This window comes from Streptomyces sp. NPDC014733, assembly GCF_043083385.1.
Taxonomy (GTDB): domain Bacteria; phylum Actinomycetota; class Actinomycetes; order Streptomycetales; family Streptomycetaceae; genus Streptomyces.
This window is the reverse complement of record NZ_JBIBYO010000015.1, coordinates 124,383-141,540: the sequence shown is the minus strand read 5'-3', so window position 1 is coordinate 141,540 and position 17,158 is coordinate 124,383. Positions and strand designations below refer to the sequence as shown.

Sequence of the window (17,158 nt, the reverse complement as noted above, 5' to 3'; positions counted from 1 at the left end):
CTGCACTGGTACAACTACCACCGACCCCACACCGGAATCAGCGGCCACACACCCGCCAGCCGCGTCACCAACCTCACCGAACAACACACCTAGGGGATCTCGATCACCGGCGGTCGGTGCATGCCCACGGCCGCCCGCCGACCGGTCCACGCCCGGCGGGGCCGTACCGGAGCCGCGTGGGGTTCGTCCCTCGGCACTCGGCTCGGTGTTCGGGTGGCGGGGTACGCGCCGGGCCCGCACGCCGAAGCGCCGGCGCCCCGCAACACGAGCTCGGGCTCGCTCCGCAGGCCGCGTCCGTTCCGTCAGTTGGCCGCGATGCTGGCCACGACGGCGATGACGACGGTCACGGCGAGCATCACGCCGAGGACGGTGAGCAGCTTCTTCTGGCCACCCTGGGGATGGGGTTCGAGTACAGGCATGGGGTCAGTGTCGCACTCAGGCCTCGTCCTCGATGCGGCGGTCCCGTCCGGCGAGGACGCCGACCGCGATCTGCGGCACCATCAGGCCGGCCATCAGTGCGATCGGGAGTCCCCAGCCGCCGCTGTGCTGGTAGAGGGCGCCGACGAGGAGGGGGCCGGGGATGGAGATGAGGTAGCCGACGCACTGGGCGAAGGCGGAGAGCTTGACGACGCCGGCGGCGCTGGTGGCGCGCATACCGATCATGGTGAGGGCCAGCGGGAAGGCGCAGTTGGAGACGCCCATGAGGAAGGCCCAGAGCCAGGCGCCGGAGGCGGGGGCGAGCCAGAGGCCGGTGTATCCGGCGAGCCCGCAGAGGCCGAGGCCCGCGGCGAGCGGTCCTTGGTGGCGCATCCGGGTGGCGAGGCGCGGCAGGACGAAGGAGAGGGGCACGCCGAGGGCCATGGTGACGGCGAGCAGGAGGCCCGCGGTGCCGGCGGAGACCCCGGCGTCGCGGAAGATCTGCGGCATCCAGCCCATGGTGATGTAGGCGGCGGTGGCCTGGAGGCCGAAGAAGACGGCGAGGGACCAGGCGGTCGGGGAGGTGGCGATGCGGATCGGCCGGTCGTCGGTGCGGGTGGCGGCGCCGGGTGCGGGGGCGGCGCGGCGGCGCAGGACGAGGGCCCAGGGCAGTACCGCGGCGACGGCGAGTGCGGCCCAGACGGCGAGTCCGGGCTGCCAGCCGCCGACGGCGGCGGCCAGGGGGACGGCGGTGGCGGCGGCGAGGGAGGTGCCGAGGGCCATGGCCATGGAGTAGATGCCGGTCATCGGGCCAACGCGGTCGGGGAACCAGCTCTTGATGACGACGGGCAGGAGGACGTTGCTGACGGCGATGCCGGCGAGGGCGAGGGCGCTGGCGGTGAGGAAACCGGCGGTGTTGCCGGTGAAGGGGCGTACGGCGACGCCGACGGCGATGGCGGCCATACCGGCGCAGACGACGGCGCCCAGGCCGAGGCGTCGGGCCAGTCGGGGGGCGGCGATGCCGAAGGCGGCGAAGCAGAGTGCGGGGACGGAGGTGAGGAGTCCGGCGACGGTGCCGCTCATGCCGAGTCCGGCGCGGACCTCTTCCATGAGGGTGCCGAGGCTGGTGATGGCGGGGCGGAGGTTGAGGGCGGCGAGGACGAGTCCGGCGATGACGACGCCGTTGAGCCAGCGGGGTGCGGTGGCCGGTGCGGGGCGGTCGCCGTCGGCCGTGGGGGCGGTGGCCGGTATGGGGGTGCCGTCCGGGGTGGGGCGGTCGGCGGCGCGGAGCATCGCCAGGTCGTCGTCTGCCATGGCCACATCATAGAATCATAGGATGATTGCCTGTCCAGTTGCCGGCGGTCACCCCTCCCCGGGCACCTCGCCCGGCACCGTCCCGGTGGCGCCGCCCGCCGCCGTCCCTCCCCGCACCCCGGAGCACCGCCATGCCCCTGACCTCCCCCCGCCGCTCCGCGCTGGCGGATCAGGTGATCGCGCAGTTGCGTGCCCAGATCACCTCGGGCGAATGGCCCGTCGGCGCCCGCATCCCCACCGAACCGGAGCTGGTCGAGCAGCTCGGGGTGGCCCGTAACACCGTGCGGGAGGCCGTACGGGCGCTGGCGCACAACGGGCTGCTGGACATCCGGCAGGGTTCCGGCACATTCGTGGTGGCCACCAGCGAACTGGCCGGGGTGATGAACCGCCGGTTCGCCGACGCCGACCCGGGACACGTCGCCGAGGTGCGCAGTGCGCTGGAGGCGTCGGCGGCGCGGCTGGCCGCCCGCCACCGCACCGCGCACGACCTGCGGCAGCTCGACGCGCTGCTGCAACGCCGTGAGCGGGCCTGGGAGTCGGGGGAGGCGGACGCCTTCGTCGAGGCGGACGCGACGCTGCACATGGCGGTGGTGGCGGCCTCGCACAACGACGTGCTGGCGGAGATCTACGCCGATCTCGGCGGTGTGCTGCGCGACTTCCTGCGCGCCGATGTCGGCGCGGAGCTGCGCCCCGAGTCCCGGACGGACCATGCGCGGCTGGTCGAGGCGATCCGGGCGGGCGACGCCGAGCAGGCCGCCGCCGAGGCGAGCACCCTGCCGTTCGGCTGCCGGGCGGCGTGCGGGACACCGGCCGAGCGCTCCCCCGGTCCGTCCGCCCCGTGAACGCCTCCTGCCCGTCCCGGCGGACCGGAACGGGCAGGAGGCACAGCGGAGACGGACGGCTGACGCGCGGTCAGGGCGCGTCCGGGCGCCGGATGGTGCGGGCGCCTGCGATCAGGCACCCATCATGTGGACGCCACCGTCGACGTGCACGATCTCACCGGTGGTGCGGGGGAAGAAGTCGGACAGCAGGCCGACGACACCGCGGCCGGCGGGCTCCGGGTCGGTCAGCTCCCAGCCGATCGGGGCACGGTGGTTCCACACGTCCGCCAGCTCCTCGAAGCCGGGGATCGACTTGGCGGCCATCGACTTGATCGGACCGGCCGAGACCAGGTTGCAGCGGATGCCCTTGGGGCCGAGGTCGCGCGCCAGGTAGCGGTTGGTGCCCTCCAGCGCCGCCTTGGCCACGCCCATCCAGTCGTACTTCGGCCAGGCGATCTGCGCGTCGAAGGTGAGACCGACGAGCGCGCCGCCCTTCTCCATCAGCGGCAGGCAGGCCATGGCCAGCGCCTTGTAGGAGTACGCGGAGACGTGGACGGCGGTGCCGACGTCCTCCCAGTTCGCCTCCAGGAAGTTGAAGGCGCCCTGCGGGCCGAAGGCGATGGAGTGGACGATGCCGTCGAGGCGGGCGTCCTCGCCCTGGTGCTCGCGGATCTTGTCGGCGAGACCGTCCAGGTGCTCCTGGTTGGTGACGTCCAGCTCGATGACCGGCGCCTCCTTGGGGAGCCGCTTGGCGATCCGCTCGACGAGGGAGAGACGGCCGAAGCCGGTGAGGATGACCTCGGCGCCCTCGTTCTGGGCGACCTTGGCGGCCTGGAACGCGATCGACGACTCGGTCAGCACGCCGGTGACCAGAATGCGCTTGCCTGCGAGGATTCCACTCATGCTGATCAGTGACCCATGCCCAATCCGCCGTCCACGGGAATGACGGCTCCGGTGATGTACGCGGCCTCGTCGGAGGCCAGGAAGCGAACCGAGGCGGCGATCTCCTCGGGCTGCGCGTAACGCGCCAGCGGCACCTGCTTCACGATGCCCTCCCGCTGCTCGTCGGTGAGCGCACGGGTCATGTCGGTGTCGACGAACCCGGGGGCCACGACGTTGACGGTGATGTTACGGCTGCCCAGCTCCCGGGCGAGCGAGCGGGCGAAGCCCACCAGACCCGCCTTGGAGGCGGCGTAGTTCGCCTGGCCCGCGCCGCCGAGCAGGCCGACCACGGAGGAGATCAGCACGACGCGTCCCTTACGGGCCCGCAGCATGCCGCGGTTGGCGCGCTTGACCACCCGGAAGGCGCCGGTGAGGTTGGTGTCGAGGACGGAGGTGAAGTCCTCCTCGGACATCCGCATCAGCAGCTGGTCGCGGGTGACGCCGGCGTTGGCCACCAGCACCTCGACCGTGCCGTGCTTCTCCTCGATCTCCTTGTATGCCTGCTCCACCTGCTCGGTATCCGTGATGTCGCACTTCACGGCCAAGAACCCCTCCGGGGGCTCACCCGATCGGTAGGTGATGGCGACCTTGTCGCCGGCCTCGGCGAAGGCGCGGGCAATGGCGAGGCCGATGCCGCGGTTGCCTCCGGTGACCAGAACCGAGCGGCTCACGAGATCACCCTTTCGTTTCCTGATCCGTCCTGCGTTCGGTACGAAACTATCGGTCACCGGGCCCGTACGGAGAATCGAGGCCGCACAGGGGCGGTGCGCCGTCCCTGTCGGATCCCTACAGAAGCGGCCGTCCATGACGCCTGCGGCGACCGCCGCTCCGCTCCTCCGGCGACCGGCGTGGACGGCCGTGTGGTGGATCCCTCCAATCGTCAACCGGCGGGCGGACGACCGCTGGGGCGCGCCGCCGGGCGGGCCCCACCGCGGGGCGAGCGGCGGTGCCCGCCCCGGGCCCGTACGGGAGGGCGGTCCGGGGAGGCGAGGGCGGGGGACGGGCAGCGAATAGACTGTCGCCTCGTCCTCCCATCCGGGAACCACAACCGATCAGGAACGCCATGACACGCCTCGGCGAATCCGTCGCCCGCGCCACGACCCTGCTCTCCGCCGACCTCTCCACGGACGCCACCGTCCAGGAGTTGCTCCGGGAGACGGGCGCGCGGCGCTATCTCGACCTGACGGACCTGCCGCCGAAGGAGCAGGCCGCGCTGATCGCCGGGCGCGCCGTCGAGGTGCTGCCGGGTGTGGAGAAGCTGGCGGAGCGGATCGAGGAGCGCCGGGCGGCCGGCGGCGGTCTCCACATCAAGCTGGGGATCGACCCGACAGCGACCGATGTGCACCTCGGGCACGCGGTGCCGCTGATCGTGCTGAGCCGGTTCCAGCGGCTGGGCCACTCCGTCACGCTGATCATCGGCGACTTCACCGCCAAGATCGGTGACCCGTCGGGCCGGACCGCCGAGCGGCCGCCGCTGACCGACGACGACATCGCGGCCAACCTCGCCACCTACCGCGAACAGGTCCGCCCGTTCTTCGACTTCGAGCAGGTCAGCTTCCGGCAGAACAGCGAGTGGCTGGCGCCCTACACCTTCCCCGAGCTGCTGTCGCTGCTCTCGCAGGTCCCGGCGTCGCAGCTGCTGCAGCGTGAGGACTTCCGCAACCGGCTGGCGGCCGGCTCCGGTCTGACGATGACGGAGCTGCTGTACCCGATCGCGCAGGGCCTGGACTCGGTGGCGCTGGCGTGCGACGTCGAGCTGGGCGGCTCGGACCAGCTGCTCAACCTCCAGATGGGCCGCAAGCTGATGGAGCTGCGCGGGCAGCAGCCGCAGCTGGTCGTGACGATGCCGCTGATCGAGGGCACGGACGGCACCGGCGCCAAGATGTCGAAGTCGAAGGGGAACTACGTCGGCCTCAGCGCCCCCGCCGACGATGTCTTCGGCAAGATCATGTCGGTGCCGGACCGGCTGATGGAGCCGTACCTCAAGGCATGGACGGAGTGGACCGACGACGAGATCACCCTCGCCCTCAGGCGGGTCGAGGAGCGGTCGCTCCACCCGATGGACCTGAAGAAGATCCTCGCGGGTGAGGTCGTGACCGCGCTGTACGGCCTGGAGGCGGCGATGGCCGCGCGGGCCGGTTTCACCGCGCAGTTCTCCAAGAAGTCGTTCACGGACGTCGGCTCGCTGCCGGCCGTCGATCTCGCGGCGCACGGCGCGGAGACCGTCGCGGCGGTGCTGACGAAGGTCCTGGAGTTCACGCCGAGCGCCTCGGCGGCCCGGCGGCTGGCGAAGCAGAACGCGCTGAAGCTGGTCGTCGAGGGCGCCGACGGGCAGCAGACCGTGGTGATCACCGAGGCGGACGCGGTGCGGCCGCTCGCCGAGGTGGTGGCCGAGGCACCGACCGGTGAGGGCGTGTACCTCAAGGCGGGCCGCAAGCTCGCCAAGGTCGACGGCGTCTGACGGACCTCGCCCCCGCCGCTCCGGACGGCCGGTACGCCTCCCGCGTACCGGCCGTCCGTGCGTTGCCCGGGCGATCACGGGGCCGCGCCGTCGGCGGGCCGGTCAGGTGCGGTGGCTGCGCTTGCCGCGTACGGCGACCCAGATGCGGTCACCGATGGCGACGATGATGATCGCGCCGATCAGCTGGAGGATGTGGCGGATCCAGTCGATGCCCCGGGTCTCGTTGACGCCGAGGCCGGTGGCGGCCCAGTTGCCCAGGACGCTGCCGATCAGGCCGCAGAGCACCGTCAGCCAGAGCGGGATCTGCTGCTTGCCGGGGAGAATGGCCTTGGCGATCAGGCCCAGGATCAGACCGACGATGAGGGCCCACAACCAATTCATGTCGCCTCCTGGTTCGGCGCGGGAGCGGACCGTGCCCCGCCAGTGTCACGCCTCCCCCGCCCGGCCGCACGCGGAGCCGGGGGAGGTACGGCGCGGCCGGACTCCGGTGGCGGCCCCGGTCTCGTCGGCGGCACGGGGGCGGCGTACCGTATCAGTGTCCGGAATCGGGGAGAATCCGGCGGGACTCCGGTCGCGTGCGCGCCGTCCCCGCCCGCCCCGCGGCGTGGAGCGGGACCCTCGGACACGACCAGAACAGATGGTGGAGCGGATGCGGAAGCAGAGCAGCGGTGAGACCTTCCGGATCACGGGCGCCCGCCGGGGACTGTCGGAGGATGTGCGCGGGCGGCAGCGGCGCTATGTGATCTCGATGTCCGTACGGACGCTGGCCGTGGTCCTCACCGTCGTGCTGTGGAACGTCGAGCGGCCGATCGCCGTCGCCACCCTGATCCTGGGTTTCGCGCTGCCGTACGTCGCGGTGGTCATCGCCAACGCGGGGCGGGAGAACGTGACCTCGCTGCCGTCGACGTTCGTCGCCGCGCCGACGCGTCCGGCGCTCGCAGCCGGTGGCGGCGGTGGTGCGGCGGCCGATCCGCGGGACGAAGCACCGTCGCCGGACACCGCCGGACGGCGCTCCTCCACCGACTGACCTGCGAAGATCCACAAGCGGGTTTCTCGCGGCGCGGGCAAGCTCAAGAAAACCTCAGATCAATCATTCGTTCCCCCCACCCCGGCGACCGGCGCGTGACATACTGCGTACGCGCTCCGCATCCCCCGTCGGAGCGATGGACCGACGCCGGGCGGCTCCCCCCGTGGCTGCCCGGCGTCGTCCTGTCTTCGCCGCCGTGGCACGGGAGTTGACGCCCGCCGCCCGCCCCGCCCGGTGCGCTTCTTCTGCCGCCGCCCTCGGAACGTAGGGTGAAGAACGTGAACTCCCCGAACGTGCCGGACTCCGGCGACAGCGCCGTCATCTGCTCCGCGAAGGGCTGCCGTGCGCCCGCCGTGTGGGTGCTGGCCTGGAACAACCCGAAGCTGCACACGCCCGAGCGCCGTAAGACCTGGCTCGCCTGCGAGGAGCACCGGGAGCATCTGTCGCAGTTCCTCGGCGTCCGCGGATTCCTCAAGGACGTGGTGACGCTGGAGGATTGGGAGTCCGCGCACCGCGACGGCTGAGGCCGCGCGTGGCCCGGCGGGCGGCCGCGGGGTCAGCCGCCGATCGCCGACATGGGGCGGTCCGGCTGGAGGAACGACGGATCGTCCAGCCCCGAACCGGCCTTCTTGCCCCGCATCGCGCGCTCCCAGATCCGGGCGAGCTCGTCGTCCGAGGCGCCCGAGCGCAGGGCGGCGCGCAGATCGGTCTCCTCGGTGGCGAACAGGCAGGTCCGTATCTGGCCGTCGGCGGTCAGCCGGGTGCGGTCGCAGGCGTGGCAGAACGGGCGGGTGACCGAGGCGATGACGCCGACGCGGTGCGGACCGCCGTCGACGATCCAGCGTTCGGCGGGGGCGGCGCCGCGCCGCTCCTCGCCCTCGGGGGTCAGGGTGAAGCGGGTGCGCAGCGAGGCGAGGATGGACTCGGCCGTGATCATGCCGTCGCGCTGCCAGCCGTGCTGGGCGTCGAGCGGCATCTGCTCGATGAAGCGCAGTTCGTAGTCGTGCTCGACGGCCCAGGCCAGGAGGTCGGGGGCCTCGTCGTCGTTGCGGCCGGGCATCAGCACGGCGTTGATCTTGACGGGGGTGAGCCCGGCGGCGTGGGCGGCGGCCAGACCGCGCAGCACGTCGGCGTGGCGCTTGCGGCGGGTCATCGCCTGGAAGACGTCCGGGCGGAGGGTGTCCAGGGAGACGTTGACGCGGTCGAGCCCGGCCTCGCGGAGGGCCTCGGCGGTGCGCTCCAGGCCGATGCCGTTGGTCGTCAGGGACATCCGGGGGCGGTTGCCGAGCCGGGCGACGCGGTCGATGATGCCGGTCAGCCCGGGGCGTAGCAGCGGCTCCCCGCCGGTGAAGCGGACCTCGTCGATGCCGAGCCGGTCGACGGCGAGGGTGATCAGGCGGACGATCTCGTCGTCGGTGAGCAGATCGGGCTTGGCGAGCCATTGCAGGCCCTCTTCGGGCATGCAGTACGTGCACCGCAGATTGCAGCGGTCCGTCACGGAAACGCGCAGGTCGGTGGCGACACGTCCGAAAGTGTCGATGAGCACGAAGCCCCCTCCCCGGGTGCAGTCCCTGTGGTGTGCATCGCTCCGTCGAGCCTACGCGATGGGGGTGACAGCGAGCAGCCGTGAGAGGCACGAGACGGGGGCGGCGGCGTCGTAGGGACCTACGACGCCGCCGCCCCGCGGGTGGTCAGTGCGCTCCGGTGCCGGTCAGGGAGCGGACCTCCAGTTCGGCGTACTTGTCGGCGTCCGGCTTCTCCGCGGAGAGCAGGGAGCCCAGCCAGCCGAGGAGGAAGCCCAGCGGGATGGAGATCAGGCCGGGGTTCTCCAGCGGGAAGAAGGCGAAGTCGGCGGCGGGGAACATCGAGGTCTCCTTGCCGGAGACGACGGGCGAGAAGAGGACCAGGAGCACGGAGGCGGCCAGTCCGCCGTAGATGGACCAGAGGGCGCCCTGGGTGGTGAACCGCTTCCAGAAGAGGCTGTAGAGGAGGGTGGGGAGGTTGGCGGAGGCGGCGACGGCGAAGGCGAGGGCGACGAGCCCGGCGACGTTGAGGCCGCGGGCGAAGACGCCGAGGACGATGGCGACGGCGCCGATACCGACGGTCGCCCAGCGGGCCGCGCGGACCTCCTCCTTCTCGGTGGCGCCGCCCTTGCGGATCACGTTGACGTAGATGTCGTGGGCGAACGACGAGGAGGAGGCGAGGGTCAGGCCCGCGACGACGGCGAGGATGGTGGCGAAGGCGACGGCGGAGATGACGGCGAGGAGGACCGCGCCGCCGGTGGAGCCGGCGCCGCCGCCGATGACCTCGGCGAGCTGCGGGGCGGCGGTGTTGCCCGCCTTGTTGGCGGCGGTGATCTCCTCGGGCTTGATGAGGGCGGCGGCGCCGAATCCGAGGGCGATGGTCATCAGGTAGAAGACGCCGATGATGCCGATCGCCCAGTTCACCGACTTCCGGGCGGCCTTGGCGGTGGGGACGGTGTAGAAGCGGATGAGGATGTGCGGCAGTCCGGCGGTGCCGAGGACCAGGGCGAGGCCGAGGGAGATGAAGTCGATCTTCGAGGTGGCGGTGGTGCCGTACTTCAGGCCCGGCTCCAGGAAGGCGGCGCCCTTGCCGCTGTTCTCGGCGGCGGCGCCGAGCAGCGCGGAGATGTTGAAGTGGAACTTGAGCATCACGAGGAACGTGATGAGCAGCGTCCCGGCGATCAGCAGGACCGCCTTGACCATCTGCACCCAGGTGGTGCCCTTCATCCCGCCGATGGTGACGTAGAGGATCATCACGATGCCGACGAGGACGACGACGAGGATCTTTCCCAGCTCGCTGGTGATGCCCAGGAGCAGGGTGACGAGGGCGCCGGCGCCGGCCATCTGGGCGAGCAGGTAGAAGATCGAGACGACGATGGTGGAGGTCCCGGCGGCGGTACGGACCGGGCGCTGGCGCATCCGGTAGGCGAGGACGTCGCCCATCGTGTAGCGGCCGGAGTTGCGCAGCGGTTCGGCGACCAGGAGCAGGGCGACGAGCCAGGCGACGAGGAAGCCGATGGAGTAGAGGAAACCGTCGTAGCCGGAGAGGGCGATGGCCCCGGCGATGCCGAGGAAGGATGCGGCGGACATGTAGTCGCCGGAGATGGCGAGGCCGTTCTGGAAGCCGCTGAACTGACGTCCCCCGGCGTAGAAGTCGTCGGCGCCGCGGGTCTGGCGCCCGGCCCGGAAGGTGATGGCCAAGGTGGCGACGACGAAGAGGGCGAAGAGGCTGATGATCAGGGTGCGGTGGTCGCCCGCGCCTCCGGCGGCGAGCGGCGGGGCGAGCGGATGCGCGGCGGTCATGCGTCGCCCTCCAGGCGGTTCTTGATGGCTTCGGCCTGCGGGTCGAGGCGCCTAGCGGCGTGGCGGGAGTACCACCAGGCGATGAGGAACGTCGTCAGGAACTGTGCGACGCCCAGGACGAGGGCGACGTTGACGTTCCCGGCGACCTTGACCGCCATGAAGCCGCCCGCGTAGCTCGACAGCAGGACGTAGCCGAGGTACCAGAGGACGAAGGCGATCGTGAGGGGGAAGGCGAACGCGCGGTGGCCGCGGCGCAGTTCGCCGAATTCCGCGCTCTGCTGGATCTCGGCGTACGGGTGCGGTCCGCGGGCCGGGTCCGCGGCCGCGACGGGTGGTGCGGTGGCGGCCGCGGGGCCGGGCGGTTCCTGTGGCCCGGGGCCGGTGGGCGGTGCGCTGCTCACGGATTCTCCTGACGCGTGGTCCGGCGACGGACGCGTGGGTAAAGGGAAGGTAAGTGAGGTGGATCACGCATCGTAGAGGGGGTGCGGGCACGGCGACAGGGGTTGCCCGTTGAATTTCGCACGGATAGGGGGCGCTCGGAGCGCGGCGGGCGCCACCTCGGGACGGGCACGAGCCCCGGTCGGCGGCGGGCTCGCGGCCCCGCTGCCGCCACCGGGCAACGGGGCGCCGCGCAGCGGGTGTTGGCGCCCCGGCAGGGCTGCGTACGGGGCGGGCTCTGCTGCCGCGGCCGCGCGCCGACCGCCGCAGCGGGCGGGCCGGTGCGCGGCCCGCCCGGTGCGGCGCGGACGGGCCGGTGGGGTCAGACCTGGACCGGCTGCGCCTCGGCGGAGGGCGCCGGTGCGGTGTTCCCGGCGGTCCGCAGCAGGCCCAGGGCCAGGGCGGACTGGGCGGCGATGTAGGTGAGCATGACCCAGAACTGCGGGGCGGGGGCCTGCGGCCAGTCGGCGATGCCGGTCGCGATGAGGGTGTCGGAGAGCAGGAAGAGCAGCCCGCCGGCGGCGGCGAGCGGCCCGATCCGCAGGGACCCGAAGGCCATACCGGTGAGCAGCAGGCTGTACCCGGCGACCGGGCCCCGCAGGTCCGCCGGGAGGCCGGGCCACAGCAGGGCGACGAGGGCGGCCCAGGCCAGGACGTACGCCCCGGCCGCGGCGGCGGTGCGGGCGCGGCCGGGTGCGGTGCCGTGGCGGGCGAAGACGACGAGGTAGCAGACGTGCCCGGCGGCGAACGCGGCCATGCCCAGCAGGAAGAGGAGGTCGCCGCCGATCTGCAGGAGGGTGTCCCCGCTGCAGCCGAGGAGCAGCGCCCCGGCCAGCAGCGGCGGACCGCCCCGGGTGAGCGCGTACCCGGCGAGGACCGGCATCAGGGCCGGCTTGGTGGCCAGCACCGCGGCGTCGGCGACGGCATGGGCACCGCCGCCGGATCCGGTGGCGGTACGGACGAGCAGCGCCACGAGATGGACGGCGGCCAGTACGGCGAAGACGGTGAGCAGCGCGCGGGCGACGCGGGGCCGGGGACGCATCGTGTTCACGCGGCACCTCTCTCGACGGTGGGCGCGACGGGGGACGCGACGGGGGTGGACGGGGCGGGGGCGGGGCCGCCGGTCGATGCGGCGCCCCCGGCGGGCGCGGCGTCTCCGGCGGGCGTGTCTCCGGTCGGCGCGGGGCCGCTCGCCGGAGCGCCCGCCTCGGGCACGGCTCCGGCGGGCTGCCACCCGGGGCCGCGGAAGATCCGGCCCGCCCGTTCGCGCCAACTGCCGGCGGCGCGGACGTCGCGGGCGATGGCGGCGTACTCGTGGGTGGCGACGCGCAGCGGGTTGTAGGTGGCGATGTTCTTGGTGAGGCCGTAGACGGGCCGCTCGGTCTCGCGGACGAAGGAGCCGAACATCCGGTCCCAGACGATCAGGATGCCGCCGAAGTTACGGTCCAGGTAGCCGCCCTGGGAGGCGTGGTGCACCCGGTGGTGGGAGGGCGTGTTCAGGACGGACTCCAGCGGCCCGGGCAGGGTCCCTATGCGCTCGGTGTGCACCCAGAACTGGTAGACGAGGCTGACGCCGGAGCAGAAGGCGACGGCCGCCGGGTGGACGCCGAGGACGATCATCGGGAGGTAGAACGGCCAGACGGTCCAGCTGGTCCAGGGCTGCCGCAGCGCGGTGGTGAAGTTGAACTTCCGGCTGGAGTGGTGGACGACGTGGCAGGCCCACAGGACGCGGATGACATGGTGCCCGCGGTGCGACCAGTAGTAGAGGAAGTCCTGCACCAGCAGCATCGGCAGCAGCGTCCACCACAGCACCGGCACCCGCAGCGGGGTCAGCGCGTAGACGGCGGAGTAGATCGCCACGATCGGGATCTTCCACAGGGCGTCGAAGACCAGGCTGCCCAGGCCCATGCCGACGCTGGTGGCCGCGTCCTTGGCCTCGTAGCCCGCGGCGTCCTCGTCGGGACGCAGGCGGTAGCTCACCACCTCGACGGCGGTGAGCAGGACGAAGGCGGGGACGGACCACAGCACGACATCGGGAAGGTGCGGCATGTCCGGCACGATATGCGCGGCGCCGCGGGTGCGGCTAGAGGTGGTTACCGAGAAGTATGTGAGACGGGGTGTCAGTTTCCGGACCGGGGATACCGCCGGTAACGAACCGTCGGGAAATCATCCATCTTGATGGCGATTCGCCCGTTTTCCGCCGTGAGGGCGGCCGTTGACGGGACGCCCGCACCGACCGGTGGGGTCCGGCCACCGGGACGACGGCGGTGCGGTGGCTGTCAGTGGTGGCCCGTATCCTCAGGGACCATGCTCGAAGACCACACAGCAGCCGACCCGATCGCGCCGAGGATCGGGCAGCAGCCGGGCCCGCAGACCCCGCCGGTCCCCTGGCCGGACGCCTACCCCGAGGGGTATGCCGTGGTCGACGTCGAGACCACCGGCCTCGCCCGTGACGACCGGATCATCTCCGCCGCCGTCTACCAGCTCGACGCCCGGGGCGAGTTCCAGGACCGCTGGTACACCCTCGTCAACCCGGAGCGCGACCCGGGCCCGGTGTGGATCCACGGCCTGACCAGCGAGGTGCTGGCCGACGCCCCGCTCTTCCCGGAGATCGTGCCCGAGCTGTCCCGGCGCCTCGAAGGCCGCGTCCTGGTCGCCCACAACGCCATGTTCGACTGGTCGATGATCGCCCGCGAGTACGCCCGCGCCACGGCGGTCGCCCCGGTGAGCCGGCGGCTGTGCACCATCGCCCTCTCCAAAGAGCTGGGCCTGCCGCTCGCCAACCACAAGCTGGAGACCCTCGCCGCCCACTACGGCGTGGTCCAGGAGCAGGCCCACCACGCGCTCGACGACGCCCGGGTGCTGGCCGAGACGTTCACGCCGAGCCTGCGCCGCGCCGCCCGGGAGAACCTCCGGCTCCCGCTGCTCGCCTGCCAGCCGCTCACCGAGTGGTCCGACACCCCGGCGCCCCGGCGGTATCCGGGCACCGCCTCCTCCTACCGCCCCACCTCCTGGCGCCCCGCCCGCAAACGCCCGGCCTGCCCGTACCCCAACCCGGGGCGGTACGAGCCCGGCGGCAAGCTGGTGCAGGGGATGCGGGTGGCGTTCTCCGGGGACACCTCCGTCGACCGGGAGCTGCTGGAGGACCGCGCGACCGAGGCCGGACTGCATGTGGCGACGAGCCTGTCGCGTCTGACGAGCCTGCTGGTGACCAACGACCCGGACGCGCAGACCTCCAAGACCGCCAAGGCCCGCACGTTCGGCACCACCGTCATCGACGAGGCGGCCTTCATGCAGCTCCTCCAGGACGTCCGCCCCGCCGCCGGGTGACCCGGCGGGCGGGCCGCCCGTGCGCCGGTCGGGTGCCGCTGCCCCGACCCGGCCCCGATGGCCTTGCCCCATCCCGCCGCGATCCGCACGATGCGGCGCATGACTCGTTGCGAGGTATGCGGAAACGACTACGACCTGGCCTTCTACGTGGAGACCAAGGACGGGGCGCGGCACGTCTTCGACTCCTTCTCCTGCGCCATCCACCGCATGGCACCGATCTGCGAGCACTGCCGGGTCCAGATCATCGGCCAGGGCGTCGAGGCCGCCGGGCAGTGGTTCTGCGGCGCGCACTGCGCCCGCGCCGCGGGGAAGCAGGGCATCGTCGACCGGGTCTGAGCCCCGTCGCCGCCCCGGGCGGCCCCGCCGCCCGGGGGCGTGCGCGCGCCAGGTACCGTCGAAGCCGTGTACCGCTTCCTGTTGTCCCGGCAGTGGGTGATCCTCACCCTCGTGGGCCTCGTCCTGATCCCGGTCATGGTCAAGCTGGGCTTCTGGCAGCTCCATCGCCATGAGCACCGGGTCGCGCAGAACCAGCTCATCGACCGCAGCATCCACGCCGAGCCGGTACCGGTCACCGAGCTGACCGCCCCCGGTCGCCCCCTGCCCCGCGCCGACATGTGGCGCACGGTCACCGCCACCGGTACGTACGACGCCGCGCACGAGGTCGTCGTCCGCCAGCGCACCGCCGCCGACGAATCGACCATCGGCTACTACGTCCTGACCCCGCTCGACCTCGACGGCGGCCGGACGGTGCTGGTCAACCGCGGCTGGATCCCGGCCGGCGGCGACCTCACCAAGTTCCCGGACGTCCCCGCGGCCCCCCGCGGCACGGTCACCGTGACCGGCCGGATGATGGCCGACGAGACCACCGAGGGCAGCGGGATCAAGGACCGGCAGGGGCTGCCCGACCGCCAGGTCATGCTGATCAACAGCGCCCAGCAGGCGAAGCTGCTGCACCGCCCGGTCCTCGCCGGGTACATCGAGCAGACCGCGCCGAAGTCCCCGCACCACACCCCCGAGCTGGTCCCGGAGCCGGACCACGACAGCATCGGCCCGCACATGGCGTACGCCGTGCAGTGGTGGCTGTTCGCCGCGGCGGTGCCGGTCGGCTGGGTCGTCCTCGCCCGCCGGGAGCGCCGGGACCGGGCGGCCGCGGCGGCGACCGGCACCGACGCGGCGGAGCCGGACACCCCCGGGACGGCACCGGAGCCGACGGGCACCGATCCGGCGGACGCCCCCGTAGCCCGGACGGCCGCGGCCCCCGAATAGCGCCGCCGCCCGGCGGGAAAGCCCGCTGGGTGCCCCCACGCATCGAGGACTACGCGCTCATCGGCGATCTGCAGACCGCCGCGCTCGTCGGCCGCGACGGGTCGATCGACTGGCTCTGTCTGCCGCGCTTCGACTCCGGCGCCTGCTTCGCCGCCCTCCTCGGCGACCGGGACAACGGCCACTGGCGGATGGCGCCCGCCCACCCCGACGCCCGCGCCACCCGCTCCTACCGCGGCGACTCCCTCGTCCTCGACACCATCTGGGACACCCCGGACGGCAGCGTCAAGGTCACCGACTTCATGCCGCAACGCGACCGCGCGCCCGACGTCGTCCGCATCGTCGAGGGACTGACCGGCCACGTCCCGATGCGCGGGGTGCTGCGGCTGCGGTTCGACTACGGCCGGGTGGTGCCGTGGATGCGCCGCGCCGAGGGCTGCCGGTCCGCGGTCGCCGGTCCGGACGCCGTCTGGCTGCGCACCGAGCCCCAGGTCACCACGTACGGCAAGGACTTCAGCACCCGCTCGGAGTTCACCGTCGCCCCCGGCGAGCGGTACGCCTCCGTCCTGACCTGGCACCCCTCGCACCATCCGCGCCCGCGGATCATCGACCCGTACGACGCCCTCGACTGCACCCTCGACGACTGGCACGCGTGGTCGGCGCGGTGCCGCTACACCGGTCCGCACCGCGACGCCGTCCTGCGGTCGCTGATCACCCTCAAGGCGCTGACGTACGCCCCCACCGGCGGCATCGTCGCCGCGCCCACCACCTCGCTGCCCGAGGCACTCGGCTCGGTCCGCAACTGGGACTACCGCTACTGCTGGCTGCGCGACGCCTCGCTGACCCTCACCTCCCTGATCGGCGCGGGCTACCTCGACGAGGCGGCCGCCTGGCGGGACTGGCTGCTGCGCGCGGTCGCCGGCGCCCCCGAGGATCTCCAGATCATGTACGGCGTCGCGGGCGAGCGGCGGCTGCCGGAGGCCGAACTGCCCTGGCTGTCCGGGTTCGCCGGTTCGGCACCCGTCCGGCTCGGCAACGCCGCCGTCGACCAGCGGCAGCTCGACGTCTACGGCGAGGTCCTGGACGCCTTCCACGGCGCCCGCGTCGCCGGACTGACCTCCCAGCCGCACGCCTGGAACATCCAGCGGAAGCTGGTGGAGTACCTCGCCACCACCTGGCGCGAACCGGACGAGGGTCTGTGGGAGATCCGCGGTCCGCGCCGTCACTTCGTCCACTCCAAGGTCATGGCCTGGGTGGCGGTCGACCGCGCGGTCCGCACCCTCGAAACCGTCCCCGGGGCCCGCGGCGACCTGCGGCGCTGGCGGGAGCTGCGGGACACCATCCACCACGAGGTCTGCACGCAGGGCTACGACGCGGCGCGCTCCACCTTCACCCAGTTCTACGGCTCCACCGCGCTGGACGCCGCGACGCTGCTCATCCCCCGCCTCGGCTTCCTGCCCGGCGACGACCCCCGCGTCATCGGCACCGTCGACGCGGTCCGCGCCTCGCTCACCCAGGACGGGCTGGTGCGCCGCTACGCCACCGGCGACGGCGCGGCCGACGGGCTCCCCGGCGACGAGGGCGCGTTCCTCGCCTGCTCGTTCTGGCTCGCCGAGGCGCTCCATCTGACGGGCCGCCGGCGCGAGGCCCACGACCTCTTCTCCCGTCTCCTCGCGCTCCGCAACGACGTCGGGCTGCTCGCCGAGGAGTACGACCCGGCGGCCTGCCGGCAGCTCGGCAACTTCCCGCAGGCGTTCAGCCACATCGGACTGGTCGGAACCGCCTTCACCCTCTTCGGCGCGGCCGGGGCAGACTAGGG

The 17,158-nt window shown here is 72.6% G+C and carries 18 protein-coding genes; 8 read left to right on the top strand and 10 right to left on the bottom strand.

Features of this window, described 5'->3' with window-relative positions:
- Positions 1–302: 302 nt before the first annotated feature.
- Together ACF1BH_RS27165 and ACF1BH_RS27160 are read right to left on the bottom strand one after the other, a co-directional pair.
- The gene (locus ACF1BH_RS27165) at positions 303–419 is read right to left on the bottom strand and encodes an SGM_5486 family transporter-associated protein (protein WP_391646564.1); all 117 of its coding nucleotides are present in this window, start codon (positions 417–419) and stop codon (positions 303–305) included.
- 16 nt (positions 420–435) lie between these two features.
- A complete protein-coding gene (locus ACF1BH_RS27160) occupies positions 436–1,731 on the bottom strand; it encodes a CynX/NimT family MFS transporter (RefSeq protein ID WP_391646562.1) in 1,296 nt (431 codons plus the stop codon).
- 131 nt (positions 1,732–1,862) lie between these two features.
- Between ACF1BH_RS27160 and ACF1BH_RS27155 the strand changes: the two genes are divergently transcribed.
- Positions 1,863–2,573 (top strand): FadR/GntR family transcriptional regulator, encoded by a 711-nt coding sequence (locus tag ACF1BH_RS27155; protein ID WP_391646560.1) that lies wholly within the window; start codon positions 1,863–1,865, stop codon positions 2,571–2,573.
- A gap of 111 nt (positions 2,574–2,684) precedes the next feature.
- On the opposite strand, the gene fabI is transcribed toward ACF1BH_RS27155, so the two are convergent.
- Both fabI and fabG read right to left on the bottom strand, forming a co-directional pair.
- Positions 2,685–3,455 (bottom strand): enoyl-ACP reductase FabI, encoded by a 771-nt coding sequence (gene fabI, locus ACF1BH_RS27150; protein ID WP_391646558.1) that lies wholly within the window; start codon positions 3,453–3,455, stop codon positions 2,685–2,687.
- A 5-nt stretch (positions 3,456–3,460) separates the two neighbouring features.
- Positions 3,461–4,165, bottom strand: a complete 705-nt coding sequence (gene fabG, locus ACF1BH_RS27145) for a 3-oxoacyl-[acyl-carrier-protein] reductase (protein ID WP_391646556.1) — start codon at positions 4,163–4,165, stop codon at positions 3,461–3,463.
- A 392-nt stretch (positions 4,166–4,557) separates the two neighbouring features.
- Here fabG and tyrS point away from each other — a divergent pair, with 392 nt between their 5' ends.
- A complete protein-coding gene (gene tyrS, locus ACF1BH_RS27140) occupies positions 4,558–5,955 on the top strand; it encodes a tyrosine--tRNA ligase (RefSeq protein ID WP_391646554.1) in 1,398 nt (465 codons plus the stop codon).
- A 102-nt stretch (positions 5,956–6,057) separates the two neighbouring features.
- On the opposite strand, the gene ACF1BH_RS27135 is transcribed toward tyrS, so the two are convergent.
- Positions 6,058–6,336 carry a GlsB/YeaQ/YmgE family stress response membrane protein gene (locus ACF1BH_RS27135; protein ID WP_391646552.1) on the bottom strand — a complete coding sequence of 93 codons (279 nt, stop codon included), beginning with the start codon at positions 6,334–6,336 and terminating at the stop codon, positions 6,058–6,060.
- 268 nt (positions 6,337–6,604) lie between these two features.
- Here ACF1BH_RS27135 and ACF1BH_RS27130 point away from each other — a divergent pair, with 268 nt between their 5' ends.
- Positions 6,605–6,982, top strand: a complete 378-nt coding sequence (locus tag ACF1BH_RS27130; protein WP_391646550.1) for a DUF3099 domain-containing protein — start codon at positions 6,605–6,607, stop codon at positions 6,980–6,982.
- A 278-nt stretch (positions 6,983–7,260) separates the two neighbouring features.
- Positions 7,261–7,506, top strand: a complete 246-nt coding sequence (locus ACF1BH_RS27125) for a hypothetical protein (RefSeq protein ID WP_391646548.1) — start codon at positions 7,261–7,263, stop codon at positions 7,504–7,506.
- Positions 7,507–7,538: 32 nt separating this feature from the next.
- Here the strand turns inward: ACF1BH_RS27125 and moaA are convergent, their stop codons facing one another.
- From moaA to ACF1BH_RS27100, 5 genes are all read right to left on the bottom strand, one after another.
- Complete coding sequence (gene moaA, locus ACF1BH_RS27120) at positions 7,539–8,528, bottom strand: GTP 3',8-cyclase MoaA (RefSeq protein ID WP_391646546.1); 990 nt, start codon at positions 8,526–8,528, stop codon at positions 7,539–7,541.
- Between the two features lie 145 nt (positions 8,529–8,673).
- On the bottom strand, positions 8,674–10,308 hold the full coding sequence (locus ACF1BH_RS27115) for a cation acetate symporter (RefSeq protein ID WP_391646544.1): 1,635 nt from the start codon (positions 10,306–10,308) through the stop codon (positions 8,674–8,676).
- The gene (locus ACF1BH_RS27110) at positions 10,305–10,592 is read right to left on the bottom strand and encodes a DUF485 domain-containing protein (protein WP_391646578.1); all 288 of its coding nucleotides are present in this window, start codon (positions 10,590–10,592) and stop codon (positions 10,305–10,307) included. The genes ACF1BH_RS27115 and ACF1BH_RS27110 overlap by 4 nt, the downstream gene beginning before the upstream one ends.
- A gap of 476 nt (positions 10,593–11,068) precedes the next feature.
- Positions 11,069–11,788 (bottom strand): lysoplasmalogenase family protein, encoded by a 720-nt coding sequence (locus ACF1BH_RS27105; protein ID WP_391646576.1) that lies wholly within the window; start codon positions 11,786–11,788, stop codon positions 11,069–11,071.
- A 5-nt stretch (positions 11,789–11,793) separates the two neighbouring features.
- Complete coding sequence (locus tag ACF1BH_RS27100) at positions 11,794–12,795, bottom strand: sterol desaturase family protein (protein WP_391646542.1); 1,002 nt, start codon at positions 12,793–12,795, stop codon at positions 11,794–11,796.
- A 258-nt stretch (positions 12,796–13,053) separates the two neighbouring features.
- On the opposite strand from ACF1BH_RS27100, the gene ACF1BH_RS27095 reads away from it, so the two are divergent.
- The 4 genes from ACF1BH_RS27095 to ACF1BH_RS27080 all read left to right on the top strand — a co-directional run bounded on the left by ACF1BH_RS27095 (position 13,054) and on the right by ACF1BH_RS27080 (position 17,156).
- On the top strand, positions 13,054–14,076 hold the full coding sequence (locus tag ACF1BH_RS27095) for a DEDDh family exonuclease (protein ID WP_391646540.1): 1,023 nt from the start codon (positions 13,054–13,056) through the stop codon (positions 14,074–14,076).
- A 99-nt stretch (positions 14,077–14,175) separates the two neighbouring features.
- Entirely contained in the window at positions 14,176–14,412 is a 237-nt protein-coding gene (locus ACF1BH_RS27090) for a hypothetical protein (protein ID WP_391646538.1), read from the top strand.
- Between the two features lie 66 nt (positions 14,413–14,478).
- A complete protein-coding gene (locus tag ACF1BH_RS27085; RefSeq protein WP_391646536.1) occupies positions 14,479–15,342 on the top strand; it encodes an SURF1 family protein in 864 nt (287 codons plus the stop codon).
- A 29-nt stretch (positions 15,343–15,371) separates the two neighbouring features.
- On the top strand, positions 15,372–17,156 hold the full coding sequence (locus tag ACF1BH_RS27080) for a glycoside hydrolase family 15 protein (RefSeq protein WP_391646534.1): 1,785 nt from the start codon (positions 15,372–15,374) through the stop codon (positions 17,154–17,156).
- Positions 17,157–17,158: the final 2 nt, after the last annotated feature.

Excerpts from the sequence above, each read along its gene's own strand:
- ACF1BH_RS27135 (WP_391646552.1), bottom strand. The coding sequence starts at position 6,336 with ATGAATTGGTTGTGGGCCCTCATCGTCGGTCTGATCCTGGGCCTGATC.
- fabI (WP_391646558.1), bottom strand. The coding sequence starts at position 3,455 with ATGAGTGGAATCCTCGCAGGCAAGCGCATTCTGGTCACCGGCGTGCTG.
- tyrS (WP_391646554.1), top strand. The coding sequence starts at position 4,558 with ATGACACGCCTCGGCGAATCCGTCGCCCGCGCCACGACCCTGCTCTCC.
- ACF1BH_RS27160 (WP_391646562.1), bottom strand. The coding sequence starts at position 1,731 with ATGGCAGACGACGACCTGGCGATGCTCCGCGCCGCCGACCGCCCCACC.
- ACF1BH_RS27100 (WP_391646542.1), bottom strand. The coding sequence starts at position 12,795 with ATGCCGCACCTTCCCGATGTCGTGCTGTGGTCCGTCCCCGCCTTCGTC.
- ACF1BH_RS27165 (WP_391646564.1), bottom strand. The coding sequence starts at position 419 with ATGCCTGTACTCGAACCCCATCCCCAGGGTGGCCAGAAGAAGCTGCTC.
- ACF1BH_RS27090 (WP_391646538.1), top strand. The coding sequence starts at position 14,176 with ATGACTCGTTGCGAGGTATGCGGAAACGACTACGACCTGGCCTTCTAC.
- ACF1BH_RS27115 (WP_391646544.1), bottom strand. The coding sequence starts at position 10,308 with ATGACCGCCGCGCATCCGCTCGCCCCGCCGCTCGCCGCCGGAGGCGCG.
- ACF1BH_RS27105 (WP_391646576.1), bottom strand. The coding sequence starts at position 11,788 with ATGCGTCCCCGGCCCCGCGTCGCCCGCGCGCTGCTCACCGTCTTCGCC.
- ACF1BH_RS27095 (WP_391646540.1), top strand. The coding sequence starts at position 13,054 with ATGCTCGAAGACCACACAGCAGCCGACCCGATCGCGCCGAGGATCGGG.
- ACF1BH_RS27155 (WP_391646560.1), top strand. The coding sequence starts at position 1,863 with ATGCCCCTGACCTCCCCCCGCCGCTCCGCGCTGGCGGATCAGGTGATC.
- ACF1BH_RS27130 (WP_391646550.1), top strand. The coding sequence starts at position 6,605 with ATGCGGAAGCAGAGCAGCGGTGAGACCTTCCGGATCACGGGCGCCCGC.